Source organism: Streptomyces prunicolor NBRC 13075 (genome assembly GCF_000367365.1).
In the GTDB taxonomy this organism is placed as follows: domain Bacteria; phylum Actinomycetota; class Actinomycetes; order Streptomycetales; family Streptomycetaceae; genus Streptomyces; species Streptomyces prunicolor.
In genome coordinates, this window is sequence record NZ_BARF01000041.1 from 1 (window position 1) to 26,036 (window position 26,036).

24 protein-coding genes are annotated in these 26,036 nt (G+C 71.1%); 18 read left to right on the forward strand and 6 right to left on the reverse strand.

The genetic code is table 11. From position 1 onward, the window contains the following. Positions 1-335: 335 nt before the first annotated feature. Complete coding sequence (locus tag SPR02S_RS18625; protein ID WP_026150677.1) at positions 336-785, forward strand: MarR family winged helix-turn-helix transcriptional regulator; 450 nt, start codon at positions 336-338, stop codon at positions 783-785. Here SPR02S_RS18625 and SPR02S_RS18630 read toward each other — a convergent pair. Genes SPR02S_RS18630 through SPR02S_RS55915 form a run of 3 tightly spaced genes read right to left on the reverse strand, consistent with a single transcriptional unit; the run spans position 776 to position 4,375 of the window. Then, positions 776-1,858, reverse strand: a complete 1,083-nt coding sequence (locus SPR02S_RS18630; protein WP_019058506.1) for a substrate-binding domain-containing protein — start codon at positions 1,856-1,858, stop codon at positions 776-778. The genes SPR02S_RS18625 and SPR02S_RS18630 overlap by 10 nt on opposite strands. 37 nt (positions 1,859-1,895) lie before the next feature. Further along, positions 1,896-3,113, reverse strand: coding sequence for an MFS transporter (locus tag SPR02S_RS18635; RefSeq protein WP_158697840.1), 1,218 nt, complete (start codon positions 3,111-3,113; stop codon positions 1,896-1,898). A gap of 23 nt (positions 3,114-3,136) precedes the next feature. Further along, positions 3,137-4,375, reverse strand: coding sequence for an ATP-grasp domain-containing protein (locus SPR02S_RS55915; protein WP_019058508.1), 1,239 nt, complete (start codon positions 4,373-4,375; stop codon positions 3,137-3,139). A gap of 744 nt (positions 4,376-5,119) precedes the next feature. Here SPR02S_RS55915 and SPR02S_RS18650 point away from each other — a divergent pair. From SPR02S_RS18650 to metX, 17 genes are all read left to right on the forward strand, one after another. Continuing rightward, positions 5,120-5,545, forward strand: coding sequence for a hypothetical protein (locus tag SPR02S_RS18650; RefSeq protein WP_019058510.1), 426 nt, complete (start codon positions 5,120-5,122; stop codon positions 5,543-5,545). Positions 5,546-5,648: 103 nt separating this feature from the next. After that, the gene (locus tag SPR02S_RS18655; RefSeq protein WP_019058511.1) at positions 5,649-8,111 is read left to right on the forward strand and encodes a dCTP deaminase domain-containing protein; all 2,463 of its coding nucleotides are present in this window, start codon (positions 5,649-5,651) and stop codon (positions 8,109-8,111) included. Further along, entirely contained in the window at positions 8,104-9,303 is a 1,200-nt protein-coding gene (locus SPR02S_RS18660; RefSeq protein WP_019058512.1) for a hypothetical protein, read from the forward strand. The genes SPR02S_RS18655 and SPR02S_RS18660 overlap by 8 nt, the downstream gene beginning before the upstream one ends. Beyond that, complete coding sequence (locus SPR02S_RS55920; protein ID WP_019058513.1) at positions 9,300-10,982, forward strand: alkaline phosphatase family protein; 1,683 nt, start codon at positions 9,300-9,302, stop codon at positions 10,980-10,982. Before SPR02S_RS18660 ends, SPR02S_RS55920 begins: the two co-directional genes overlap by 4 nt. Next, complete coding sequence (locus SPR02S_RS18670; RefSeq protein WP_019058514.1) at positions 10,967-12,013, forward strand: hypothetical protein; 1,047 nt, start codon at positions 10,967-10,969, stop codon at positions 12,011-12,013. Before SPR02S_RS55920 ends, SPR02S_RS18670 begins: the two co-directional genes overlap by 16 nt. Beyond that, positions 12,010-12,576 carry a nucleoside/nucleotide kinase family protein gene (locus SPR02S_RS18675; protein ID WP_019058515.1) on the forward strand — a complete coding sequence of 189 codons (567 nt, stop codon included), beginning with the start codon at positions 12,010-12,012 and terminating at the stop codon, positions 12,574-12,576. Before SPR02S_RS18670 ends, SPR02S_RS18675 begins: the two co-directional genes overlap by 4 nt. Beyond that, a complete protein-coding gene (locus tag SPR02S_RS18680) occupies positions 12,573-13,115 on the forward strand; it encodes a dCTP deaminase (protein WP_019058516.1) in 543 nt (180 codons plus the stop codon). The genes SPR02S_RS18675 and SPR02S_RS18680 overlap by 4 nt, the downstream gene beginning before the upstream one ends. Before the next feature lies 1 nt (position 13,116). Further along, complete coding sequence (locus SPR02S_RS55925) at positions 13,117-14,115, forward strand: fatty acid desaturase family protein (RefSeq protein WP_019058517.1); 999 nt, start codon at positions 13,117-13,119, stop codon at positions 14,113-14,115. After that, on the forward strand, positions 14,099-15,121 hold the full coding sequence (locus tag SPR02S_RS18690; RefSeq protein WP_019058518.1) for a DUF6001 family protein: 1,023 nt from the start codon (positions 14,099-14,101) through the stop codon (positions 15,119-15,121). Before SPR02S_RS55925 ends, SPR02S_RS18690 begins: the two co-directional genes overlap by 17 nt. A gap of 33 nt (positions 15,122-15,154) precedes the next feature. Next, entirely contained in the window at positions 15,155-15,685 is a 531-nt protein-coding gene (locus SPR02S_RS18695) for a DUF6031 family protein (RefSeq protein ID WP_019058519.1), read from the forward strand. Position 15,686: 1 nt separating this feature from the next. After that, positions 15,687-16,916, forward strand: a complete 1,230-nt coding sequence (locus SPR02S_RS55930) for an aspartate aminotransferase family protein (RefSeq protein WP_019058520.1) — start codon at positions 15,687-15,689, stop codon at positions 16,914-16,916. Between the two features lie 43 nt (positions 16,917-16,959). Further along, a complete protein-coding gene (locus SPR02S_RS18705) occupies positions 16,960-17,406 on the forward strand; it encodes a type II toxin-antitoxin system RatA family toxin (RefSeq protein WP_019058521.1) in 447 nt (148 codons plus the stop codon). Next, entirely contained in the window at positions 17,403-18,521 is a 1,119-nt protein-coding gene (locus SPR02S_RS58970; protein WP_019058522.1) for an SDR family oxidoreductase, read from the forward strand. The genes SPR02S_RS18705 and SPR02S_RS58970 overlap by 4 nt, the downstream gene beginning before the upstream one ends. Then, complete coding sequence (locus tag SPR02S_RS18715; RefSeq protein WP_019058523.1) at positions 18,518-19,525, forward strand: hypothetical protein; 1,008 nt, start codon at positions 18,518-18,520, stop codon at positions 19,523-19,525. The genes SPR02S_RS58970 and SPR02S_RS18715 overlap by 4 nt, the downstream gene beginning before the upstream one ends. A 10-nt stretch (positions 19,526-19,535) precedes the next feature. After that, on the forward strand, positions 19,536-20,882 hold the full coding sequence (locus SPR02S_RS18720) for an O-acetylhomoserine aminocarboxypropyltransferase/cysteine synthase family protein (protein WP_019058524.1): 1,347 nt from the start codon (positions 19,536-19,538) through the stop codon (positions 20,880-20,882). Beyond that, positions 20,879-21,676: a gamma-glutamyl-gamma-aminobutyrate hydrolase family protein gene (locus SPR02S_RS18725; RefSeq protein WP_019058525.1), complete on the forward strand. Its 798-nt coding sequence runs from the start codon at positions 20,879-20,881 to the stop codon at positions 21,674-21,676. The genes SPR02S_RS18720 and SPR02S_RS18725 overlap by 4 nt, the downstream gene beginning before the upstream one ends. After that, the gene (metX, locus tag SPR02S_RS55940) at positions 21,673-22,839 is read left to right on the forward strand and encodes a homoserine O-acetyltransferase MetX (RefSeq protein WP_019058526.1); all 1,167 of its coding nucleotides are present in this window, start codon (positions 21,673-21,675) and stop codon (positions 22,837-22,839) included. The genes SPR02S_RS18725 and metX overlap by 4 nt, the downstream gene beginning before the upstream one ends. Here the strand turns inward: metX and SPR02S_RS18735 are convergent. From SPR02S_RS18735 to gcvH, 3 genes are all read right to left on the reverse strand, one after another. Next, complete coding sequence (locus tag SPR02S_RS18735; RefSeq protein ID WP_019058527.1) at positions 22,826-24,193, reverse strand: L-serine ammonia-lyase; 1,368 nt, start codon at positions 24,191-24,193, stop codon at positions 22,826-22,828. The genes metX and SPR02S_RS18735 overlap by 14 nt on opposite strands. 161 nt (positions 24,194-24,354) lie before the next feature. Then, positions 24,355-25,629 carry a serine hydroxymethyltransferase gene (glyA, locus tag SPR02S_RS18740; protein WP_026150678.1) on the reverse strand — a complete coding sequence of 425 codons (1,275 nt, stop codon included), beginning with the start codon at positions 25,627-25,629 and terminating at the stop codon, positions 24,355-24,357. Positions 25,630-25,645: 16 nt separating this feature from the next. Further along, positions 25,646-26,023, reverse strand: coding sequence for a glycine cleavage system protein GcvH (gene gcvH, locus SPR02S_RS18745; protein ID WP_019058529.1), 378 nt, complete (start codon positions 26,021-26,023; stop codon positions 25,646-25,648). Positions 26,024-26,036 lie beyond the last annotated feature (13 nt).

A 26,036-nucleotide genomic window follows, 5' to 3' on the forward strand; every position in this document is an offset into this window, starting at 1 on the left:
GGTCGCCGTCTCATACGTCGGGGAGCCTGGCTCCGTGGCTGTCTGTGGGGACTCGGTGGTACTCATCGGCGGCCCTTCGGGGATGCGGGTGCGGGTGCGGGAAGCGGCTTTTCAGAGGTCGCACGCTAGAAATCGCATGTTTCCCGGAAGTCTTTCGGCCTGTGAACGGGGCGTTAAATGCTTCCCGAGGGAAGGAAATTTCCCGACAGGGTGAGTGCGGAACCCGGTTGACCGCGTGCTGGGGCGGTTCGAGGTGCCCGTAGTCAGACCTTTCTCTGGAAAGTACCGTTCGGGGGAGGTAGTGTCGCCGCTGTGAGTTGCGTGTGGAGGAGAGGATGACCGTGTCTCCGGAGTTGCCCCGCGATCTCCCACAACTGCTCAGCAGCGTGGAGCGATTGATGACCCGTCGACTGGCCGCCGAACTGGAGGCCGAGGGCTGTTCCGTCGAGGAGTGGCGGGTGCTCTCGCTGCTCTCGGACGGACGTGGACACACGATGTCCGATGTCGCCGAGTACGCCTTGATGCCCGCGCCGAGCCTCACCAAGCTGGTCGACCGGCTGGTCTCGGGCGCCCTGGCCTACCGCCGCAAGGACCCCGGGGACGGACGGCGGGTCCTGGTCTATCTCTCCTCCCGCGGCCGCAGCCGGCACCGGGCCCTCACTGTGCCGGTGCAGCGGGCCGAGGAGCAGATGTGGGCCGGGCTGACCGGCGCGCGGGACCTGGCGGACGGACTGGCACGGCTCAAGCTCCAGATTGCGCGGGCACCGGAGCCGGTTCAGAGCTGAGCGACGATGTCGAAGTCCAGGTCGTCGGCCCGGGCGAGGTAGAGCCGTTGTTCGAGATGGTTGCCGCGTAACCGCAGCGCGCCACGGGGACCCTCGTAGACGATCGTGTCCTCCGGCCCCGGTGGAGTCGGCGCGGTCACCGACCGATGGTGGGCCGCGAGCGCTTCGAGCAGCAGGATGCCCTCGAAGCAGGACTCGCCCAGGCTCCCGGCGAGCGGCGCGGCGGGCCCGAATCTCCGCAGGTACCTATGGCTGAAGGACAGGCTCTCCGAGGTCATCAGGGAGTCGAAGTACCCGGCCGTCGCCCACAATCCCTCGGTCGCCTCCGCACCGGTGGCGAGCAGCAGGTTCTCGTCCATGTGACTGCTCAGCCGGACACAGCGCTGATGCAGGCCCGCCGCCGTGAACGCGCGGTTGAAGCGCACCGCGTCGTCCCCGAGCAGCAGCATCAGCACCGCGTTCGCTCCGCTGGCCTCGATCCTGCGCAGAGCGGGGCCGAACTCCTCGGTGTTCAGCGGGACGAACAGTTCGTCCACGACCCGGCCCCGGCAGTCCTGGGCGAACCGCCGGGCCGTGCGCGCGGTGACCCGTGGCCAGACGTAGTCGCTGCCCACGGTGCACCAGCGGCGGGCGCCCGTGGTCTCGGCCAGCAGCCGCATCGCCGGGGCCAGTTGCTGGATGTCCGTCTCCCCGGTGAGGAACAGCCCGGGTGTCTCCTCGCCGCCCTCGTACTGCGCGGTGTAGATGTACGGCACTCGGTGCGCGATCCGGGGTGCCAGGGCCTGGCGTACGGCGGAGGTGTGCCAGCCGACGACCGCGTCGACCGCGCCCAGCTCAACCAGCCCCGCCACCTCGTCCGCGACCCGGCGCGGCTCGGCCCCGCCGTCCACGACGACCAGGCGTACCTCCCGGTCCAACACCCCGCCCGCGGCGTTGAGTTCCTCCACGGCGAGCTGTGCCGAGAGCTCGCAGGAGGGGCCGAAGATGCCTGCCGGGCCGCACAGGGGGATCACGAGTGCGACGAGCAGTGCGTCCCGTCGGTCCGAACGCGGTCGTGCTGCCGGCGAGTGCACAGGCGCCTCCGGGGTCTCTCCATGACGGACGTCGCGTTCAGTCCCGGCGCCCTTGCAGAGGATCTCCCGCGTCGACGGAGCCTAGACCGGCACACGGAACTTGACAATCATCGGAGGTCTGTCCGGCCTGCTGAGCCCGGGGCAGCAGGTAGTACAGAGCCGGTGCGCTGAGGACCAGCAGGACGGCGCACAGCAGCCAGGGAAGCGTCCGGTTCTGGCCGTAGACGTACACGCCGGCGGCCGGGCCCACGGCGTACCCGACGGTCTGGCACATGCTCAGGAACGACAGGTGAGCGGCTTCCTGGGAGGGCGGCGCCGCCTCGGTGGCGAAGGCAGCGGCGACCGGGCTCATCAGGACCTCGCCCAGGGTCCAGGCCAGCACCCCGACGACCAGGACGGGCAGCGAGATCCCGGCGAGGTTGACCGCGTAGCCCGCGCAGACGAAGACCGTGCCGAGGATCAACGGGGTGCGGCGCGACCAGCGCGCGGTGTACCGGGAGAGCGGTACCTCGACCAGGATCACCAGCACCGCGTTGAGCGACAGCAACCACCCATAGACATCGGTGGTATAGCCCGCCTGCCGGACCGCCAGAGCGAGCACACCGGTCTGCTGGGCATAGACCAGCGAGGCCACGCTCAGCACCACGGCGGCCGCCGCGAAGTCACGGCTGACCCGCGCCCGTACGACCGCGGCCTTCGGGCCCTGCCCCGGGCCGGGACTCCTGCGCGGCAGCGGCAGGACCAGCAGGGTCGCCACCGTCGCGGCGAGACCGTTGCCGATCAGGACGGCGGCGGGGGACCAGGACAGCAGCAGCGCGCCGAACACCGGACCGACTGCGGCGCCCACGTTGAGACACAGCCGGTAGACCGCGAACATCGCGACCCTGCGCTCGGCGGTCGTCGAGGTGCCCACCACGGTCTGCGCGAGTGGCGAGTAGGCCTGCACCCCGGCGGAGACCACGGCGGCCAGCGCGACGGTCGGGCCGAAGCCCTGGAGTCCCGCGCAGGCGAACGCGCAGACCGCGGTCGTCGAACCGGCCAGCAGCAGCGCCGTACGCACCCCGAGCCGCGCGGCGACCGGCCCGGCGGCCGCAGCACCGAGCACCCCCGCGGTCGCTACGACGATCAGCGCGAAGGTGATCTGCCGTGTTCCGTAACCGCGTTCGGCCAGGACGAGGGTGAGGAACAGGACGAAGAAACCGCCCAGCCGGCTCACGAAGATACCGAGACAGACCAGCGCGATCGGCCGGGTCATCCCCTCGGTGTAGCCGCCGAGCCTCACTCCGTTTCCAGCTTGACCAGGATCGACCCGGCGGCCGTGGTGGCGGCGGCCAGCGCGGCGACGCTGTCGGGTCCGGTCGCGGTGACATATCCGAGCCGGTCGTTGTTGTTGGTCGGCGGCGCCAGGACGTCACCCGGACCTACGTACAGCTCGACCTCCTCAACTCCCGTTACGGAACGGGCAAGTTCGACGCCCTCCACCGCGACCACGCGCCCGCCTGGGCTCGGCAGGAAGACGATGGCGGCGCCCCGGGCCGGCTCCGGAATCCGGTCCGGGGCGATGCCGAGGTACATCTCGATCAGCAGCTCGGTCGGGTCGATATCGAGCGCGCGGTTGAGGAGATGGGTGATCCGGTCGCCCGCCGGACGACAGTTCACCTCGATCAACTTGGGCCCGTCAGGGGTGAGTTTCAGCTCGATGTGCCCTGCCCCGAAGACGTACCCGATGGCGTCCAGGGCGTCGGTGGCGATCCGGCGGCACTCCTGCTCAAGTGCCGGATCCAGTACGGCGGGCAGCGCGTGCCCGGTCTCGTAGAACGAGGGCGGCGGCACCGTCTGCTTCTGCGTGATCGCCAGGAAACGGGTGACCCCGTCGAAAGTGAGGGTTTCCAGGCTGATCTCCGGACCCACCAGATACTCCTCGACCAGGATCTCCTCGGACATCCGCTGGTCGCGCTGGTTGTGCGTGACGGAGTGCAGCCAGACGGCGTGCTCCGCCACCTCGTCGGCGCTGGTACACAGCCGCACGCCGTAACTCCCGCCGTAGTCGACGGGCTTGACGATGCACGGGAAGCCCTGGGCCTCGGCAGCGGCGGCGGCCGTTTCCGGGGTCAGGGCCACGGCGAAGGCCGGCACCGGCACGCCCGCGCGCGAACAGGCCGCGCGTTGCAGGGACTTGATCCGGGCCGCGCGCACCGAGTCGGGCGCCTGCCCCGGCAGGCCGAGGCGGTACGCCGACTCGGCGCCGCTGATCATGTGCCACTCGCCGATCGAGATGAGCGCCGCGAGGCCGGGGAGCAGCGGCTGCAGCGCGGCGACCACCTGGTCCGGGTCGTTGGTCTCGGTGCTGACCACGTCGTCGATCAGGGCGGTGTCCAGCTGGAGTTGGCCCGGCAGGAGATACGCCTCGATGTCGCGGGTGACGAAGGTGACGCGGTGTCCGGCGCGCTTGGCGGCGGCGATCGCCTCGTAGCCGCTTCCGGTGGTGTTGGTCTCTAGGAATGCGATGTGCGCCATGTGTGCCTCTCGGTTGGCCCTGGGCTGGCGAGGGAGAGATATTTCCTGGGGGAACTATTTTCTCGATGGGGAGCGACTGTCAACAAGCTTCAAGTTTCCAGGACGTTACGTTTGCTGAGAGGCCCCTTGAATCGTTGACATTATTTCGGACGCACGAATACTTTCTGGGAGAAGTACTTCTGGTCGAGGACGGGTGTGCACCTATGCGACTGACCGCACACGAGCGGGAACATCGGCTCACCCACACCGCCACCGAGGTGGCGCTCCGGCGTGAGCGGCGGATGGACGGTGGGCGAACTGATGAAGTCCAGCAGCACGGCGCTGATCAGTGTGAATGTGAGGCAGGGCAGTGCGGAGACGCGTCACGACACCTGGCCGGAGCAGACCTTCCCGTCGGCGTGCGGCTCGGCATCCTGCACTGGCCTGTCGGGTGAGCGCGGGCGGTGGGCTGGTGGTGCCGGGCGGGAACGTGATCGGTAAGGGGGGCATGGAACTGAGCCCTGGCCACGCGGTGGCGGAGCGGCCGGCACGGGCCGGGTCGCACGGGCACTTCGCGGAAGTGAACCCGGGCCCGTCCTTCGGCGAGCGCGGGCTCGTCCCGCTGGGCGGGCGCCGCGAGGTGCTGGGACTGTGCGCGCGGCGAAGGGCGGCGTCGATGACGGGGCAGGGGGCGATGCGGCCGACGACGGACGATCAGGACCTCTGTGATGGGCGCGCGTCGACCATCTCGCACATCCACTTCGCTTGCCCGCGGAGCGCGACCCGGGCCCTCGCCACAGGATCGCCGCCACTACCTTCGTCGGCAGCACCGGAGCGGCCGATGGCGGCAAGTCGACCACCGTCAGCAAGCTCGCCCAACCGGTGGTGTGGAACCCGGAGTTCTTCGGCATCGGGCCCCACATGCTGCTCAAGAGCGGTCGGATCGCCCGGGTGCGGACCAGCGACGGCAAGGCCTCCGTCCCGGCCCTCCAACCGGACGTGCCCCGGCCCATGTTCGGCGTCCAGGGCCGCGTGCCCGCCGTCGGCTCGCTGAACTTCGTCACCCGGGCCACCCGGGACGACGTAGCGCCCGACCTGCCGGCCCACGCACCGGGCGCCTGCGCACGCAAGAAGTTCACCGTGCTCCGCTCCGCTGAACTCCCCATGCTCCAGCGCTACTTCATGTTCTGAACCGGCCCCACTTCTGTCCCGGTCCCTCTTCTGATCGTCCGGCCTCTTCCGAGTCCCGGTCCGGCCCTGTGCCGCCCCCCACCACCTCCAGCAAGGAGCGTTGATGATCCTTACCGGAAGCGAGATCGCGCGGGAACGCACGAACGACCGCATCACCATCGAGCCGTTCACCCCCGAGCAGGTGAACCCGAACAGCTACAACTTCCGGCTCGGCAGCCGGCTCCGGGTCTACTCCGAGATGCCGCTCGACCCGCGCCGGGAGAACGCCTGCGTCGACATCGAGATGAGCGCCGAGGGCTATGTCCTGGAGCCGGGCCGGCTCTATCTCGCCCACACCCAGGAGGTGTTGGGCAGCCGCCACTATGCGCCGACCTTCGCCGCCCGCTCCTCCGTCGCCCGGCTCGGGCTGTTCATCAACCTCTCCGCCAGCCTCGGGGACATCGGCTACGAGGGTCAGTGGACCCTCCAGCTCTACACGATGAACCGGGTCCGGGTGTACCCCGGCATGACCATCGGCCAGATGATGTGGTGGCGCCCGCAGGGCGAGATCGAGCTGTACGACGGCAAGTACCAGGGCGCCGTCGGCCCCCGCTCCAGTGACATCCACAAGGACTTCGACCGGCAACTGTCCCGGCAGCGCCTGCCAGGCCTCGGCACCGACGCGGACTCGGCGGAGGTCGGCCACAAGTTCGCCTCACTCGCCGCGGTCTCCCGGGCGTTCCGGGTGCCGACCGCGTTCGCCGTACCGGCGGGGGAGTTCACCCGGGCCCTCGCCCCCGAGGCCCGCGCCACGCTCGCCGCCCTCTTCGAGGAGATGCGGGCCACCGTCGGCGCCTTCTTCACCGAGGTCACGGCCGGGATCGAGGCGGCGGTGGCAGACCTGGCCATGCCCCCTGACCTGCGCGATCTGCTCACCGCCCGGCTGGCCGACGTGTTCGGCGACCCGGCGGAGGGTGAGTTCGCGGTCCGTTCCTCTGGACTCGCCGAGGACGGCACGAGCAGCAGCCTCGCCGGGATCCACGTCAGTGTCCTCGGCGTGCGCGGGACCGACGGCGTGATCGCGGCCGTCGAGGAGTGCTGGCGCGCCTACTACGCGGGCTCGGCGGTCGCCGCCCGGGTACGGGCGGGGGACTTCGACCCGGAACCCCGGCTCGCGGTGATCGTCCAGCGGCTGGTCCGGCCGACGCTGGCCGGCGTCGCGTTCACCGGACTCGACGGCGCTTCGGACGCGGTGGAGATCGAGTACACGGAGGGGCTGGCGGAGGAACTGGTCGCGGGAGTCGCGGTGCCCCGCCGGGCCTCGGTTCTCCCCGGCGCGCGCCTCGACGAACCGGTTCTGGTCGAAGTGGCCGACTCCTGCCGGGAGTTGCGTGCCCTGCGCGGTCACGAGGTGGACGTGGAGTGGGCCGCCGACGCGGACGGAGTGCACATCGTCCAGGTGCGGCCGGTCACCGCCCACCGCTCGACCGACCCGGACGGCGTGCCCGCAGGGATCTGGTCCAGCCGCCTCTACTTCGAGGACCCGTCGTCCGGTGCCCGCCTCGGGGACGTCGCCGAGGTGTACGCCGGGTACACAGCCAAGCGCGGTCCCGCGCACCGGCTGGCGGAGGAACTCGGCCTCGCCGTCGGCGCGGGCTGGCTGATCGGATTCACCACACAGGACCTGGCGACTCCCGAAGGCCGGGACCGTGTACGGGAGTTGCTGGCGACCGGTACCGGCACCGAGTGTGTCCTGGACTTCGGCGCCACCCTGCGCCAGATCGTCCTCCCCAAGGATCAGGTCCCGGACCGGCTGGCGGAGATCACCCGGGGCGCCGCCGCCCCCGACCGCCAACAGGCCGTGATCGTACGGGACTTCATCCGAGGCGAACTCGGCCTGATCACCCGCAGGTCCGGCACCGACATGCTGGTCGAGTACACCCCCGACGGACTGCTCGCCCTCAACCGCGGTACGGCAGGCGCCCGTTCGTTCGTCTGGAACCCCGACGGCACGGAAGGCGACGTTCCACCGGGCCTCGCCCCCCACCTGGAACGGATGGCGGCCTTCACCGGCCGTATGCACGACCGGTACGGGGACGCCACGGTGGAGTGGGTGTTCGCCGACGGAGTGCCCTACTTCGTCGACTATTCGTTGCTCGCCGGAGACATGCTGTCCGGTGAGCGCGGCACGCTCGTCTCCGCCGGGTCCGCCCGCGGGCCGCTGCTGTCGCTGACCGACGACGGCCTGCTCGGCCGGCTCTCGGTCGGCCCCGCGGTGAGCGTGGACCGCGGCAAGGACGTCACCGAACACACCGAGATCACCCGCCTGTTGGAGAAGATCCAGGCCATGCCCGCCCCGCCGGTGCTGCGGGTCGCCCGCCCCTACGCGGTCCTCTCCGTCCTGATCGGGGCGGTGGCCGGCTTCGTCTTCGAGGAGGGCTCCGTCCTCTGCCATCTCGCCATCCTCCTGCGCGAGGCCAAGGTCCCGGCGCTGGTCGCGAACCTGGGCGCGCTGCCGGACGGCGGCGAGGCCGTCATCAGCGACGGCACCATCACCGTCGCCGGAAGGAGCTTCGAGAATGAGTGACGAACGACGGGGCGCCTGGGTCGTCCTCGGCGGAGTTCACCTGATCAACGGCACCCGCACCCGGACGGACGACGACCCACTGGTCCTGGTGCGCGTGCCCTCGCTGGAGGAGGTCCGGCCCAGCACCACGGTGGTCGTGCGCTGGGCGGACCTCGGCACCTGCGAGGCGGTGGCCCTCACCACCGGCGGACGACTCCTCGGCCGGGTCCTGGTCCAGGGCGACCAGCTCTTCGAGGACGGCTTCGCCGGTCCCGCGCTACGCCCCCTGGTCGGCTCGGCCAACTCCGCTCTCGTACCGCTGTGTTACCTCTCCGAACACCCCGGCGGCGGCTACCACGGCTACGCCCAGATCCGCGCCCACGCCGAGGACGCCTGCTTCGTCCGCAGCACGGCCGAGCCCGTCGGCCATGGAGAAGTGGACCAACTCCATTGGCTGGAGGGCATACTGACGGCACATCAGAAATACGTGCTGCCGCTCGGCAACCACCACCTCTACTTCCGCAACCACTTCAAGGGCACCGAGCTGGAGTACAAGTACACCCTCGACCCGGCCCCCGACATCTGGGAGGCCGGCATGGAGGTGCTGCGGGCACTGCGCGCCGGTGAACTGCCGGGCTGTCGGCCGGAGTACCGCGAGGACTTCCAGATCTGGTACTACGACAACCACCTCTTCGACGTCCTCGGCCCCGAGTCGCAGCGCGGCTACGCCTCCTTCATCCCCTCCACCGACGGCAAGAACATCCTCAAGCGCAAGTGGTTCGCCGAGGACTCCTTCGCCCGCCGCGAGGAACTCACCCACGGCGTCGACGTCACCCCCGACGGCTACGCCGACCACCTCACCGCCGAACTCGGCCTGACCGTACGGGCGATGCCCCCCTTCCGACGCGTCCGCTACGACGTCCAGTGCGAGTCGCTGCGCACCGGACACATCTACGGCGTCTTCTTCGACCACTGCCAACTCCGCGACGCACCCGACGTGGTGCTGTCCCAGTGCGAGATCGAGTACCTCCGCTCCCGCAACCTCCTCGACGCGGAGGAGGGCGAGGTGGTGGCCGAGATGGACCGAATCGACGCGTGGGTACGCGGATTCCTCGTCGACCGGGGCTGGGCCAAGGAGCGCACCTTCTACTCCAAGCGCAGCTTCCTGCGCGATGTCCTCGCCGTTCGGCCCGAGTTGGAGCCGGGCCGGTGACCGTGTACTGGCTGGTCTGGGACGCGGCGGCGCACTGGATCGTGGAACGGCTGACCGCCGAGGGCGCCCTGCCCCACACGGCCCGCCTCCGGGCCGCCGGCATCACCGCGGCGGCCCGCCCGCCGGCCCCCAACTGCCAGACCCCGCCCTCCCTCGCCACCCTGTTCACCGGTGCCTGGCCGGAGCAGCACGGCGTCACCGGATTCCGCGTCCCCGGCACCGGCGGCCCGGTCGAGGAGTCCTCGGCGGCCTTCGCACCGGGCCGCTGCGCCGCACCGCCCGTGTGGCGTACGGCGGCCGAGGCCGGACTGCGTACGGCGGCCGTGCACGTCCCCTGGACGATCGGCGCCGACGGACAGGCCGAGCCCGGACTCGACGTGGCGGTCGAGGCATACAGCGACCGCATCGACCGCCAGGCGGCGCTGCCGCTCACGGGTGGCCGCGAGCACTTCGCCGTCGGACCGCACCCGCTCGACGTGACACCGGAGGGCGACCGGATCCGGGTCCGTAGCGAGGGCCGGTCCGTGACGCTGGGCGAAGAGGACGGCGACTGGCGGCAGTTGAGGCTGGGGACGGACAGCGGGGTCTGGCTGCGCCTGGTCGCGGCCGGCGGCCGACGGGTCCTGCTGCGGACCGGCGCCTGGCGCCCGCGCGTGGTGGGCCACGACCGAGCGCTGACTGATGCGGTCGCCGAGACGCTTCCCGTGTTCGCCGGGGAGGGCATCGGCCCCACCTACCGGACAGGGGGGCTCGGACCCCGGCTCGTGGACGGCGGCGACGGCTCGGCGGAGGACCTGTTCGTCTCCTCCATGGGCTGTGTGCACCGCTCCTTCGAGGCCCCGGCCCGCACGGTCCTCGCGCGGCACACGGCCGACCTGGTGGTGATCTACCTGCCCACCACCGACGACCTCGGCCACGAACTGATCGGCTGGTGCGACCCGAAGAGCGCCGCTCACCGCCCCGACGTGGCGGACCGGATCTGGCGGCACGTCAGAATCGTCTACGGCTGGGCCGATCGGCTGCTGGGAGCGGTACTCGACCGCGCACGCGGGCGGGACACCGTCCTGCTCGGCGCGGATCACGGAATCGCGGGTACGGCCTGGACGGTGCACCCCAACGAGGTACTGATCGCGGCCGGACTCGCCGCCCGCACCCCCGACGGAGACCTCGACCCCGCACGCTCCTCGGTGCTCTACCACCCGGCGGACAACGGCTCGCTGTGGGTCAACCACCAAGGCCTGCCCGGAGGTCGTGTTCCGCGCTCCAATGCGGGCGCACTCCTCGACCGGGCCGAGTCCGCGCTGCGCGCGGTGACCGAGCCGGGCGGCGGTCGTCCTGTGACGGCAGGCTTCGCCCCCTCGCCGGGCGGCGACCCGGCTGTGGTCCGCCACGTGCTGTTCGACCCCGACTTCCTGCCCACGGCCAAGCTCCGCCCCGATCACGCCGTCGTCGCGCCCTCGCTCAAACCCGGCGCGCACATCACCAACAACGGCGATCCACGGCTGCACGCGGTGTTCGCCGCACGCGGTCCCGGGCTGCCACCTGGCGTCGACCTCGGCACCGTCGACAACACCGTCCCGGCCCAAGTCGCCCTGCACCAGCTCGGGTTGGGCCCCTCCGACCGTGCCCGTCCGTTACTCCCCGACACCCCTGCGAGGCGTGTGTGCACCGCTACGTGAACTTCCTCGACACCACCCTGCACCTCGACATCGACACCGAGGCGGAGAAGTCCTTCGAGCCGGTGGCCCGCTTCTTTCGGCACACCATCGCCGACGCGCCGTCGAACGAACCCGCCTTCCACATCACCTTCGTCCCCTACGACCCCGCCGCCGAGCCCCCGACCGGCCGCCCCGCCGTGATCCGCCAGAGCACGGCACCCGAGTTCACCTTCCACGCGCTGCTGTCCCGGCACGGCGACCGCCTCGTCTACGCCAACGAGAACACCCGCCTCGACGTCCCCGTCGACGCCTCGATGGACCGGCGCTTCGAGGTCGGCATCACCGACGGATCCGTCTGCCAACTGATGGACTTCCTCCGGGACTTGATCATCCGCACCGAGGAGACCCGGGGCACTGTTGTCCTGCACGCCTCCGGCGTGCGCCGCGACGGCCGCGCCTACGCCATCGCAGGGCCCAAGGGCGCCGGCAAGACCACGACCCTGGTCTCGGTCCTCAGCAGGCCCGGCTGGGAGTACTTCACCGGCGACAAGCTGTTCTGCCGGATCGCGGCCGACGGCGGCATCACCGCCACGCCCTGGCGCGACTACCCCTACGTAGGAGCCGGAACGCTGCGCGGACACCCGGCACTTGTCGACTGGGTGCGCGCCAACACGGGCCTGGATCCCGCCGAACTGCCGGACCGCAAGAAGCTGTTGCTGGACGCGGATGCCTTCGAGGCCTGGCTGGGCTCGGAGTTCAGCCCCGAGCCGCTGCGCCTCGCCGGGATCCTGCTCCCCGAGGTCCGCCCCGGCGAGCCGTGCGCCGTCGAGCCGGTGACGGAGGAACCGGCCCGCTGGATGGAGCTGAACCGCATCGTCGACCGCTCCATCGACACCACCTTCTTCGGCTGGCAGCACTACCTCGTACCGGACTACGCGGCCTTCTACGCCACCTTGTCGGCCATGCGCCCCCACCTCGCCGACCTCGCGATGCTCCGCCTCACCGGCACCCTCGACGTCGACCTCGACGCCGCCCTGGCGGCCGGCTCATGAGCGCGCCCCAGCTGCGGATCGCGGTGATCGGCCACTCCGGCAGCGGCAAGTCCACCTGTGCGAGCGCCCTCCGCACCTACGCGGCTGACCAGGGACTCGCCTTCGCCCGCATCGCACTGGCGCGTCCGCTCTACGAACTCCAGGACCGCGTCTACGCCACCGCCGGCGCCCCCCTCCGGTCCGGCGCCCAGGACCAGATGCTGATGGAGGACCTCGCCGGCCACCTCCGCCGCCTCAACCCCCGTGCCCTGGCCGACGACTTCGCGACCCGGCTCGCGGACTGCCCGGCCGACCTCGTCGTCAACGACGACCTGCGCGACCCCCTGATCGACGCCCCCGCGCTGCGGGCCCTGGGCTTCACGATCCTACGGATCACCTGCGACGAACGACTGCGCCTGGCCCGGCTGACCGCGCGCTCCGACCTGACCCGCGCCGACGCCTCCACCCGCAACCTCGACCTGATCGAGCCGGACGCCGTCCTCGACAACAGCGGGGACCTGACCGCCTATCGGGCCGCGATCCATGTCACCGTCCGCTCGCTGCAAGGAGGTTGGGCGCTGTGATCCTCACCGGTCCCGAGATCGCCCGCGCGGTCGCCGAGGGTGAGATCCACATCGACGACTTCGACCCCACCCGGCTCGAACCCAACTCCTACGGCTTCCGTCTCGCCCCCCAACTCCTGTCGTACGACCGGGAGATGCTCGACAGCCGGCACGCACCCGACTGCACCGGCATCACCATGGACGCGGCCGGACATGTGCTGGAGCCCGGCCGGTTCTACCTCGGTTCCACCATGGAGGTCATGGGCAGCCCGCACTACGCGGCCACCCTCTACGCCTGCCGCTCGGTGTCCACCCTCGGGGTGTGGATCCAGTTCTCCGCCCCGCTCGGCCACAGCGGGGCGCTCTTCCCCTGGACCCTGGAGATCACCGTCGCCAACCCGGTCCGCCTCTACCCCGGGATGCGCATAGGCAAGCTCGCCTTCTGGGCCATGCAGGGCGAGCCGCTCCTCTACGACGGCAAGTACACGGGATCGACCGCCGCCGTCGCCTCCCGGCTCAGCGAGGATCTCGCCGTCCTTCCCTCGACGGGAGGCAGCTGACATGGCGTCAGGCGCGAGCGTCCCGGGGCGTCTGCTGCGCATCGACGAACTGCGCGAACTCTCCCGCCGCAGGCCCGGCCGGGCCGCACTGGCCATCGCCCGGCAGTGGGCGGTCATCCTCGCCGCCGCGACGGGCGCGGTGTACTGGGGCCACTGGTACGGCTATCTGCTCGCCATCGTCGTCATCGCCACCCGGCAGCACGCGCTCGCCGTACTGATGCACGATGGCGCGCACCGGCTGCTGTTCGCCGACCGCAGGGTCAACGACCTGGTCAGCGACCTTCTGCTGGCCTTCCCGCTGTTCATCAGCACCACCCTGTACCGACGTCACCACCTGGAACACCACCGCTATCTCAACACCGCGCGCGACCCCGACTACGACCCCACCGCGATCGACAACACCACCCGCGACTGGGTCCGGCTGTTCGCCGCCGACGCGGTCGCCCTGAACATCGTCAAGACCGTCGGCACCCTGGACCAGTTCTCGCTGCTCCCGGTGTTGCGCGGGGACCGCACCGTGGCACGGGCGATGGGCCGGGCGCGGTGCGCGCTGTTCCTCGGCGGGCTCGCGGCGCTCGCGGTGGTCCTGGTGGCGACCGGCTGGTGGCTGCCGTATCTGCTGCTCTGGATCGTGCCGATGATCACCGCACTGAGCATGATCCTGCGGCTGCGGGACATGGCCGAGCACGTGGGGTGCGAGGAGGACGCCGGGATCGGCGGGACCCGGTCGGTGCTCGCCGGGGCCGTGGAGCGCGCCCTGTTCTCCCCGTGCCGGATCAACTACCACCTGGCGCACCACCTTTATCCCAGCGTCCCCTGCTACAACCTCGCCGACCTGCACCGCCGGCTCATGCAGCACCAGGCCGTACGCGACCGCGCCCGCATCTCGAGGTCGTACCTCTTCGGGCCTGCCAGCGTGCTGCGGCACGTCGCCGAGGCCCGCGCGCTGAAGTACGCCACCACCACACCGAACAGGGAGCCCGATGGCCATCACGCCTGAGACCCGCGTCGGCAACGTCGACACCTTCCTGGCCGCGCGCGGACTCACCCCCGACGCGATCGAGCGCCTGCTGACCCAACGGACCGGCCCCGCACGGCACTTCCTGCTCACCAGCTCACCCGTGCACGGACTCGCCAACGCCACCAGCGACGTCGACTTCATCCGGATCCAGTCCGAACCGATGACGGGCGCCCGCATGGCGACCCAGCTCTTCGAGGGGCCCAACCACCTCGAAGCCATCTCCTTCGCCGAGGACGAGGTCCACGCGGCGCTCGCCGACCTACGGGCGCTGGCGGACGCCGATCCGCGGCAGGCCGTCCTCGCGTACCGGGGTTGGGACAAGGGACACGAGCTGCGCCGCAAGCATCTGGAGCGGATCGTCAACGGCGTTGCCCTGGACCGGAGTCTGCCGTATCTGGACCGGCTGCCCGAGCTGGCCCGGCTGTGGAAGTGGTCCGCGCTGCACACCGCCACCGAGCAGGTGCTGTTCCTGTGGCTGGCGGAGGCGGCCGGTGAGCGGCGCGGGCGGGTGGGGTACGCGGTCAACGCGCTGCTGCACCTGATGGACGCCGTGCTCTCGCACCACCTCGACGTGTACTCCAACCGCAAGTGGTTCCTGCTGCGGTGGACCCGTTTCCGTCAACTGCACGGCAGCGAGCCGGTGGTGGCCGCAGTGGACGCGCTGCGCGCCCCCGTCTCCGAGGCGCTCGTCGGCAAGGACGCCGGCCCGCTGGCCCCCGCCCTGACCGCCCTGCTCACCGAGGTGCACGCCGTCGCCGGTGAAGGACATGCGCCGACCCTCACCGTGGAGCCTGTCGGCGACCCGGTCCGGCGGCGCTTCCTGCCCGGCGCCGACATGCTGCTCGGCGCGACCACGGCCTTCCTCGGCCAGGACCCGCTGCCCACCGGCGAGATCCCCCTCGCCGACCTGCCGGACGCCGTCGGCGCCCCCGCCGACCTGCTGCGCGCCGCCCGCTGCGGCGCGGTGACCCTGCTCCCGGCCTGACCGCCTGCCGCATCCCCCCGCTGAAGGAGCCTGATGGAACTCGCCCTCTACCCCGGCGTGCGCGCCGGCCGCGGCCTGCCCCCCGAGGCCGCCGTCCGGGCCTGGGCCACCGTCGCCTGGCTGATGTCCGTCGACGGTCGTGCCTACGTCGAGGACCTGGACGGCGGCGCGGACCAGCCGCAGCTGCGCCAGGTCGTCAAACTCCGGCTGCTGGAGCTGCTGTCGGAGATGGACACCCGGCTCACTGGAGCCGAACCCGCCGGAGAGGCACACCAGTTGGCGCTGGCCCTGGAGTACGGCCTGCACGAGGTCTGCCACGCCTCGGGCCAGGAGCTGGCCCAACTCTTCGCCCTGGAGCAGGAGTTCGGTGGTGAGGAGGCCGACGACGCCGGAGTGCGCGAGCTGTGGGACGCACTGTGCGAGGCCTTCCCCGGGCAGATCCCCGACCCGCTGGTGGCGAGCGGACAGAGCGAGGTCCTGCGCGCGCTGCGGAACTGGTCCAAGCTGTGCGTCGCCGCCGGTACCGACGCCGCGTTCCTCGAACCGTTCCTCAAGGACGCCTGACATGGGCTTCGTCGAGCGCTACGGCGCCGCCTTCGGCCGCTCCAAGGCCCTGCTGCTGCGCATGTCCGGGCTGCTCGCCGCCGAACAGGAGGCCCAGGGTGCCTGGATCACCGACACCGACGGCCGCCGCTGGCTGGACTTCGGCTCCTTCGGCGTCCACCTGATCGGCCACCGGCACCCGGCGACCGTAGCGGCGGCACGGGACCAGCTGGCGCACATGGGCTTGTCGGGGAAGGTCCTTGGCAACGCGGAAGCAACTCGCTGCGCAGAGGCCCTGATCGACATCGCACCCCCCGGCCTCGACCAGGTCGCCTTCGCCAACACCGGTGCGGAGGCAGTGGAGATGGCGATGAAGATGGCCGCCCTGTCCACCGGCCGCACCGAGTTCGCCGCCCTGCGCGGCTCCTATCACGGCAAGACCGCAGGCGCCCTGCACCTGTCCGACACCTACGCGGTGCGCTCGCCCGTACCGCTGGCGGCACCGGCGCACTTCCTGGAACCGGGCGACCTCGACCAGGCCCGCCGGGTCCTCGCCGCGGGCACGGTCGCCGCGGTCTTCGCCGAACCGGTCCGGGGCGAGGGCGGGGTGCTGCCGGTCGACCCGGACTACCTCACCGCGCTGCGCGAACTCTGCCGTAAGACCGGTACGTTGCTTGCCCTGGACGAGATCCAGACCGGCCTGGGCAGATGCGGTCGTCGCTGGCGCTCGGCCGACGACTGTCCGCCGGACCTGCTGCTGGTCGGCAAGGCCCTGGGCGGCGGACTCGTCCCGATGGCCGCGGTCGTGTACTCCGGCACCCGGATCGGCGGCGCGGCCGGCGACCCCGTGGTGCTGGCCTCCTCCTTCGCGGGCGGAGCGCTGGCCGGGCGGGTAGGCGCCGCCGTGGTCCAACTGGTCCGCGAGGACGGCTTCCTGGACGACGTACGCCGACTCGGCGAGGCCGCCCGCAAGGGGCTCGGCGAGCTGCTCGGCGCGGACCCGAGGATCCGCGACATACGCGGCGAGGGCCTGATGATCGGCCTCGAAACGGCCTCGCCCGGTATCGCCGGCCAGATCCTCCTGGAGGCCGCCAAGCGCGGTGTCCTGCTCAGCTTCTGCCTCAGTGCGCCGCAGGTCCTACGGGTCTATCCGCCCGCGGTGATCGGCCAGGACGACCTCGACCGGGGCCTGGAGACGATCGCCGCGGCGGTGGCCGCCGTACCCAACGCACTTTCAGCGCAGCCCAACTGACTGTCCATCACTTCACTGCACGCTCGCCGAGAGGGGCCGCACCGTGCCCGTAGTCCGTACCGAGGTAGAGATCGACGACGCTCCGCTGGAGCACGTGTGGACCGTGCTGTGCGATTTCGAGGCACACGCGGGATACATGGACGACGTCCTCGGCATCCGTTTCCTGGAACGCGGCCACGACACCGCGCTCAGCTCCTGGCGGGTCCTGCTCAACGGCAGCGAGCTGACCTGGGACGAGCGAGACGTCTTCACCCCGATGCGCCGGATCGACTTCGACCAGACCGACGGGGACCTCGAAGTCTTCCGTGGATACTGGGAGTTGCAGGAGACGGGGACGGGAGTCCGGGTCGTTCTTGAGATTGAGTTCGACATCGGTATTCCCTCCCTGGCCGAGGTCCTGGACCCGATCGGGATCCAGGCCATCGAGTCCAACTCCCGCAGCATGCTGGCCGCGATCCGCGACCGCCGCCCGTCACCGGTGTCGCAGTGACGGCCGTGAACGCCGGGGCCGCCGTACGGCTGCTGGTCACCGGGATCGGCGGCGCGGTCGGCAGCGGACTGGCCGACGCGCTGGCGGCGGCCCCGCCCTGGGCCGAGGTGGTCGGCGTCTTCAGCGGCGAACGCTCCCGCGACGCGTTCTGGGAGCGGTCCTCCGAGGCGGTACGGACCCGGATCAGGCCGGTCGTCCGCGACCTCACCGACGGCCCGGCGACCCTGTCCGTGGCCGGTGAACTCGGCCCGGCGGAGCGGACGTTGGTCGTCCACGCGGCGGCGAACGTCAGCTGGACGGCGTCCCTGGAAGGCGCCCGGCGCGGCAATGTGGAGGTCACCCGGAACGTCGCCGAACTGGCCCGTGCGCTCGGCGGCGACACACGGTTCGTGTATGTCTCCTCCGCGTATACGGCGGTCGAGGGGTGGGAGTACCGCAACACGTACGAGGCCACGAAGGCGGAGGCGGAGCGGCTGCTGCGATCCGACTACGGCGACCTGCGGCCGGTCGTGTTCTCGTGCAGCCTCGTCGTCGGACACAGCCGCACTGGCGCGATCAGCCGCTTCCACGGCATCTACCCCCTCCTCGGACTGATCGACCGGCACGAGCCGCCGCTGCTGCCGGGTGGCCGCGACCGCCGGATCGACATCGTCCCCGTGGACTGGGTCGCGGCCGAACTGGCCGCGCTGCTGGGCCGGTTGGCGCACGGCGACGGCCCGGAGGCGGATGTCGTGGCGTCCTCGGGGCAGTCCGCGCCCCGGTTGGAGGAGCTGGTCGGCGGGGCGGTGGCCGCGCTCAACCAGGCAAGGGTGCACGCGGAACGACCCCCCGTACGGGAGCTGACCCTGGTGCCGTTCCGCCGCTGGGAGTTCCTGCGCCGGTCCCTCGACGCGTGGCAGGTGCGGGGGATACCGATGCCGCCCAAGGCGTTCCTCGACCGGCTGATCGGCGTGTACCGGCCGTACTTCGAGGACGACCGGGTCCTGCCGCCGACGGGGACGGTGCGGCCCTGCCCGCCGTGGACGGAGTTCCTGGAACCGGCCGTCGGGTACTGGTTCGCCCGTCAACCGGTCCGGGGCGGCGGGGCGTTGGTGCGGACGGGCGGCGTGGGATGACTCCGGTCGCGGGGGTGGGCCTTGCCGCGGTGGGGATGCTCGTCGCGGTCGAGGGACGGGAGGCGCGGACGCGGGTGGCTGCCGTGGCCGCTTCGCGGGGGCGCGGCGCGGTGCTCCGTGCGGCGGTGCTGCCCGGCCTGGGGCTGGTCGCCCTGGCGGGCGCGGCTGCGGGGGTACTCGTCGTACTGCCCCGAGGCTGGGCTCAACTGGTCGGCGCTGTCGTGTTGTTGGCGGCTGGGCTGCAGTGGCTGGTGTGGGCCGCGCGGCGGGAGTCGGGAGTGGTGGCGGGACGGGACGAGGGGGTGGTGTTCGAGGGGGTGCGACTGCGAATGGGCGCTGGGGGCGGGGGAGTTGGCCCCACGTCTTCGACGCACCCCACGTCTTTGGCCCACACTCCCGTCCGTACCTCCCTCCGCACTCCTGCCCGTGCCCCCGCCCGTACCGAGACGGCCGGTGCTCTCCTCCGCGCCGGCGCCGAAGTGCTCGTAGTGACAACGGCGGTTGCCGCAGCGGCGGTTCCCCGCGCGTGGCTTCCGGCGTCGGCCCTGCTGTTCGTGGTCGCGGTCATCGCTCCCGGAATGATCCGGCACCGGCCTGCCGGCGGGCTGCCGGAGCGTCCTGTCAAGGCCGCGGTAGCGGTGCTCTTGACCGCCGCCGGAGTAACAGCCGTAACCGCGGGCGCAGTTGGTGTCCTGCCCGCGCTCCTCCTGCCCATGGCAGGTCTGTTCGTCCTTGCCCTCGCCCGGCGGAAGGGACCTCCCGCACCGGTACCGGACGGCGACGCCCCCGCCACTCGTCTCCGCGCGCTCCGGGAGTTCGTGCTCGGTGACGACCTGGCCGTCTGGTGCGCGGTCGCCGTGCTCGTCGTGGCCGTACGCCTGCCCATCGCGGCCTTCCACCGCGCCTTCCACCGGGGCCCCGCCGCCGAACTGCTGCTCACCGTCCTGTTGTTGGCCGTGCTCAGCGGTACGGCACGGCGTGCCCGCACCTCGACCACTCCGTAGGAGACCACTGATGCCGGACCACGACATCTCCGTACCCTCTGCCCGCCCCGCCGGAAAGGCGTTCCGCACCGCGCGGTCCGCCAGCATTCACGGCGGTTACGAATGGCGCCTCGGCATCACCCCGCCGGTCGTCACGCCGATCTTCCAGACCGCCGCCTTCGAACTCCCCAGTGCCGCCGCGGCAGCCGGGATATTCGACCTCCAGCAGGACGGTCACGCCTACTCCCGCCTCAACAACCCGACGTGTGACGTGCTGGAGGAGCGCATGGCCGCGGTGGACGGTGCCGCGGCCGGTCTCGCCGTAGCCTCCGGGCAGGCCGCCATCGCCCTCGCCCTGCTCGATCTCTGCCAGGCCGGCGACAACATCGTCAGCTCCGACGAGCTGTACGGCGGCACCTGGAACCTGCTCGCGAACACCTTCGCCCGGTTCGGCATCGAGGTGCGGTTCGTCAGCCCCGGCAACCCCAAGAACTTCACGGAGGCGAGCGACGACCGGACCCGCTGCTTCTTCGGCGAGACCATGCCCAACCCGAAGCTGCGGATCTTCCCCGTCGAGGAGGTCGCCGAACTCGCGGAAGGCCTCGGCGTACCGCTGGTCCTCGACAACACGATGCTGCCGTACGTCTGCAGGCCGATCGAGCACGGCGCCCACATCGTCGTCTACTCGGCGACCAAGTACATCGGCGGCCACGGTTCGACGCTCGGCGGCCTCATCCTGGACAGCGGTCGCTTCGACTGGGACGCCCACGCCGACAGGCACCCCCTCCTCACCACCCCGGACGCGGCGCACGGCGGTGTCGTCTGGACCCGCACCGGACTCGACCTCGACAGCCCGCTCGGCCGAAGTCCCTATCTCCTCAAGGCCCGTGAGACGCTGCTGCGCGATCTCGGGCCCTGCCTAAGTCCGTTCAACGCGTGGCTGCTGCTCCAGGGCCTGGAGACACTGCCGTTGCGGATGCGTGCGCACGGCGAGAACGCCCGCCGGGTCGCGGCCCACCTCCAGGAGCACCCGCGTGTCGCGTCGGTCCGCTACCCCGGGCTCGCCACCGGCGACGAGGCACGGCTGACCGAGCGCTATCTCGGGGACAACGGCGGGCCGTTGGTGCAGTTCGAACTCACCGGAGGCCGGGAGGCCGGCTGCCGTTTCATCGAGGCGCTCCGGCTGATCTCCCATGTCACCAACATCGGTGACGTCCGGTCACTCGCCACCCACCCCGCCTCCACCACCCACGCCCAGCTCCCCGAGGCCGACCAACTGGCCGCCGGGGTCACCCAGGGCTCGATCCGTCTGGCCGTGGGCATCGAGGACATCGACGACCTGCTCGCCGATCTCGAAAGGGCACTCGGGGCATCATGAACCGTCCGCTCGTCGCGCTCGCCTGCTCCACCGAGACCTGGGACGGTGTACCGCACGCCGCGGTCCGCCGCGCGTACGTCACCGCGCTGGAACAGGTCGCCGACTGCTCGGTGGTACTGCTGCCGGGCCCCGACGGCCTGCCCGACGAGACGCTGAGCCGTTTCGACGGCCTGGTCCTGGGCGGCCACGAGAGCAACGTCGCCCCCGCCCACTACGCCGGCCCACCCGCGCCGGGCCCCTACGACCCCGACCGCGACGCACTCGCCCTGTCGATGGCGCCGCGCGCGGTGGCCGCCGGGCTCCCGCTGCTCGGGATCTGCCGGGGCCTCCAGGAGATGAACGTGGCATACGGCGGCACACTGCGCGACCTGGGCCCTACGGCGCCACACCGGGAGGACCTCGCCCTCCCCAGAGCCCAGCAGTACCTGCCCGCCCACGAGATACGGATCACCCCCGGCGGCCCGCTGCACCAACTCCTCGGCACCGAACGCACCCGGGTCAACTCCCTGCACGGCCAGGCGATCGACCGCCTCGCCCCCGGCTTAAGGGCAGAGGCGGTGGCCCCCGACGGCGTACTGGAGGCCGTGTCGGTGCACCGCGCCCAGACCTTCGCCCTCGGCGTCCAGTGGCACCCCGAGTGGTACGCGGCCACGGACGCAGTGTCCCGCCGTGTCTTCGAGGGCTTCGGCGCGGCGGCGGCAGACCGGGCGATCGGGCGAACTGGGCTTGGGCGTACGGCAGTCGGGCCCACCCCGCAGGGGAACGCCAAGCCGACCGTCGGAGGCCGCCGATGAACGGATTCCCTGCCCCCGCGAGCCGCCACCAGCGCACCGCCACCCTCTTCCCTCCCGACCGCCCGCTACGGCTGGAGAAGGGCGGCATCCTCTCCCAAGTCCGGGTCGCCTACGAGGAGTTCGGACACCCTGACCCGCACCGGCCGAACACGGTGTTCGTCTGCCACGCCCTCACCGGCAATTCCCATGTCACCCGGCACAGTCCGGACGACATCCCCGGCTGGTGGGAGGAGATGGTCGGCCCCGGACGCCCGATCGACACGAACCACCTGCACGTCGTCTGCGCCAACGTCCTCGGCGGCTGCGCGGGCACCACCGGCCCCTGGACCCCGGACCCGACTGGCCGGCCCCTCGCCGCGGACTTCCCCGCGATCACGGTGGGCGACATGGTGACGGTCCACCGGCGCCTCCTGGTTCACCTGGGCAGCACCGGCCTGCACGCGGTGGTCGGCGGATCACTGGGCGGTATGCAGGCCCTGGAGTGGCTGCTGCGCCACCCCGGCGACGCCCGCCAATTCCTCCTCATCGCCACCGGCGCCCGCCTCTCCACGGACGCCCTCGCTGCCCACGCGGCAGGCAGAGCCGCCATCCGCGCCGACCCCGCCTTCGCCGCAGGCCGCTACCCCGAACACCCGGACGCGCGCGGCCCCGTCGAGGGCTTGGGCGTCGCCAGGATGATCGCGCACCTGACGTACATGTCCCCGAAATCCCTGGACACCAAATTCGCCCGCCGTCACCAGCCCCTCGCGCCCGCGGCCGACCCGGCCTACGGCCCCTACGCGGTGGAGCGTTACCTGGAACACCAGGCCCGCACCTTCGTCACCCGCTTCGACGCCAACAGCTACCTGCACCTCACGGCAGCCATGGACCACTACGACGCCTTCGCCCGCCCCACGGCCCCACTCCCGCCGGAAGACCGCCGCCCCACGGTCCAGGTCTTCAGCTTCGCGTCGGACCGCCTCTTCGCCGCGACGGACACCGACCACCTGATGACCCACCTGTCGACACTCGGGCTGCCGCTGACCCATCACCGCGACATCACGTCGGAGGCCGGCCACGACGCCTTCCTCCTGCGCGTCCCGGGCTACCTGACCGCCGTAGCGGAAGCATTCGCCACCCACGACAGCCCTCGACCGGGTCCTCAGCCCGTCAGCACTCGATGATGTTCACCGCGAGCCCGCCCCGGGCCGTCTCCTTGTACTTCACGCTCATGTCCGCCCCCGTCTCCTTCATCGTCTTGATGACCTTGTCGAGGGACACCTTGTGCGAACCGTCCCCCCGCATCGCCATCCGCGCCGCGGTCACCGCCTTCACCGCGGCCATGCCGTTGCGTTCGATGCACGGGATCTGGACGAGGCCGCCGACGGGGTCGCACGTGAGGCCGAGGTTGTGTTCCATGCCGATCTCGGCCGCGTTCTCGACCTGTTCCGGGGAGCCGCCGAGGACCTCCGCCAGCGCGCCCGCCGCCATGGAACACGCCGACCCGACCTCGCCCTGGCAGCCGACCTCGGCGCCGGAGATGGAGGCGTTCTCCTTGAAGAGCATGCCGATGGCGCCGGCGGAGAGCATGAAGCGGACCACGCCCTCCTCGTCGGCGCCCGGCACGAAGTTGATGTAGTAGTGCAGGACCGCCGGGATGATGCCGGCCGCGCCGTTCGTCGGGGCCGTCACCACGCGGCCGCCCGCCGCGTTCTCCTCGTTCACCGCCATCGCGTAGAGCGTGATCCACTCCATCGCGTGCGCCAACGGGTCGCCCTCCGCCCGGAGTTGACGTGCGGACATGGCCGCCCTGCGTCGGACCCGGAGGCCGCCCGGCAGGATGCCCTCCCGCGACATGCCCCGCGAGACACACGCCCGCATCACGCCCCAGATCTCCAGCAGCCCGGCCCGGATCTCCTCCTCCGTGCGCCAGGCGCGCTCGTTCTCCAGCATCAGCGCGGAGATCGACAGGCCCGTCTCCTGCGTCAGCCGCAGCAGCTCGTCGCCCGTGCGGAACGGGTACTTGAGGACCGTGTCGTCCAACTTGATCCGATCCGCGCCGACCGCTTCCTCGTCGACGACGAAACCGCCGCCCACCGAGTAGTACGTCTTCGACAACAGCTCCTCGCCCGCCGCGTCGTACGCCCACAGGGTCATGCCGTTCGCGTGGTATGGGAGGGTTTTTCGGCGGTGCAGTTTCAGGTCGGCGTCGAAGTCGAACGGGATCTCGTGTTCCCCCAGCAGCCGGATGCGCCCGGCCTCCTTGATCTGCTCGACCCGCTCGTCCGCCTTCTCCACGTCCACCGTGCGCGGCGACTCGCCCTCCAGGCCGAGCAGCACCGCCTTCGGGGTGCCGTGCCCGTGGCCGGTCGCGCCGAGGGAGCCGTAGAGCTCGGTGCGGACGGAGGCGACGGAGTCCAGCAGGTCCTCGTTGCGCAGCCGGCGCGCGAACATGCGGGCCGCCCGCAGCGGGCCGACCGTGTGGGAGCTGGACGGGCCGATGCCGATCGAGAACAGGTCGAAGACCGAGATGGCCACGGTGACTCCTCAGAACGCAGGACGTGCGGGGTGGTGCAGGATCAAGGGGCGCGAAGCGCTTCGAACAGGGTGGTGGTGGGCGACGGGCGGGCGGGACACCGGCGCGCACCTCCCAGTGTGCGCCGGTGTCCCCGACGGCGACTGCCGCCCGGTGGGCCGAACTACAGCCCGGGATACAGCGGGTACTTCTCCGCCAGCGCGGTCACGCGGGCCTTGAGCGCAGCCACGTCGGCCTCCCCGAAGGGAGAGGGCGCCTTCAGCGTCTCCGCGATGACATCCGCGACCTCGGCGAAGTCCTCGGCCGTGAAGCCGCGGGTCGCCAGCGCCGGCGTACCGATGCGCAGGCCGGACGTCACCATCGGGGGCCGCGGGTCGTTCGGGACGGCGTTCCGGTTGACCGTGATGCCGACCTCGTGGAGCCGGTCCTCGGCCTGCTGACCGTCCAGCTCGGAGGTGCGCAGGTCGACCAGGACCAGGTGCACGTCCGTACCACCGGACAGCACGTCGACCCCTACGGCCTTCACGTCGTCCCGCACCAGGCGCTCGGCCAGCAGCCGCGCACCCTCCACGGTACGCCGCTGCCGCTCCTTGAAGTCCTCGCCGGCCGCGACCTTGAAGGAGACCGCCTTCGCGGCGATCACATGCTCCAGCGGACCGCCCTGGAAGCCGGGGAAGACGGAGGAGTTCAGCTTCTTCGCGAACTCCTTCTTCGCCAGGATGATGCCGCCGCGCGGGCCGCCCAGCGTCTTGTGGGTCGTGGACGTGACGACATCCGCGTACGGCACGGGGTTGGGGTGCAGCCCCGCCGCGACCAGGCCCGCGAAGTGCGCCATGTCGACCCACAGGAAGGCCTCGACCTCGTCCGCGATCCGGCGGAACTCGGCGAAGTCCAGCTGGCGCGGGTACGCGGACCAGCCCGCGATGATGACCTTCGGCCGGTGCTCCTTGGCGAGCTTCTCCAGCTCGGCCATGTCGACCAGACCGGTGGTGGCGTCCACGTGGTACGCGACCACGTTGAACTGCTTGCCGGAGAAGTTCAGCCGCATCCCGTGGGTCAGGTGACCCCCGTGCGCCAGGTCCAGGCCGAGGATCGTGTCGCCGGGCTGGGCCAGCGCGAACAGCGCGGCCTGGTTCGCGGAGGCGCCCGAGTGCGGCTGCACATTGGCGTACTCGGCGCCGAACAGCTCCTTGACCCGGTCGATCGCGATCTGCTCGGCCACGTCGACGTGCTCGCAGCCGCCGTAGTAACGACGGCCCGGGTACCCCTCCGCGTACTTGTTGGTGAGGACCGAGCCCTGCGCCTCCAAGACCGCGACCGGAGCGAAGTTCTCCGAGGCGATCATCTCCAGCGTGGACTGCTGCCGGCGCAGCTCGGCGTCGACGGCCGCGGCGATGTCCGGGTCGAGCTCGTGCAGGGGCGTGTTCATTACAGACATATGGGTGTACGACTCCTCAGCCGGCGGAAAACGCGGTGTACTCGTCGGCGGAGAGCAGGTCGCCCGGCTCCTCCGCGACACGCACCTTGAACAGCCAACCCCCCTCGAAGGGCGCCGAGTTCACCAGGGACGGGTCGTTCACGACGTCCTCGTTGATCTCGGTGACCTCGCCGCCGACGGGCGAGTACAGGTCGGACACCGACTTGGTCGACTCCAGCTCACCGCAGGACTCGCCCGCGGTCACCGTGGAGCCGACATCGGGGAGCTGGGCGTAGACGACATCGCCGAGCGCGTTGGCCGCGAACTCGGTGATGCCGACCGTCGAGACGCCGTCCTCGGCGACCGACAGCCACTCGTGCTCCTTGCTGTAGCGCAGCTGCTGGGGGTTGCTCATGGCCTGAATTCTC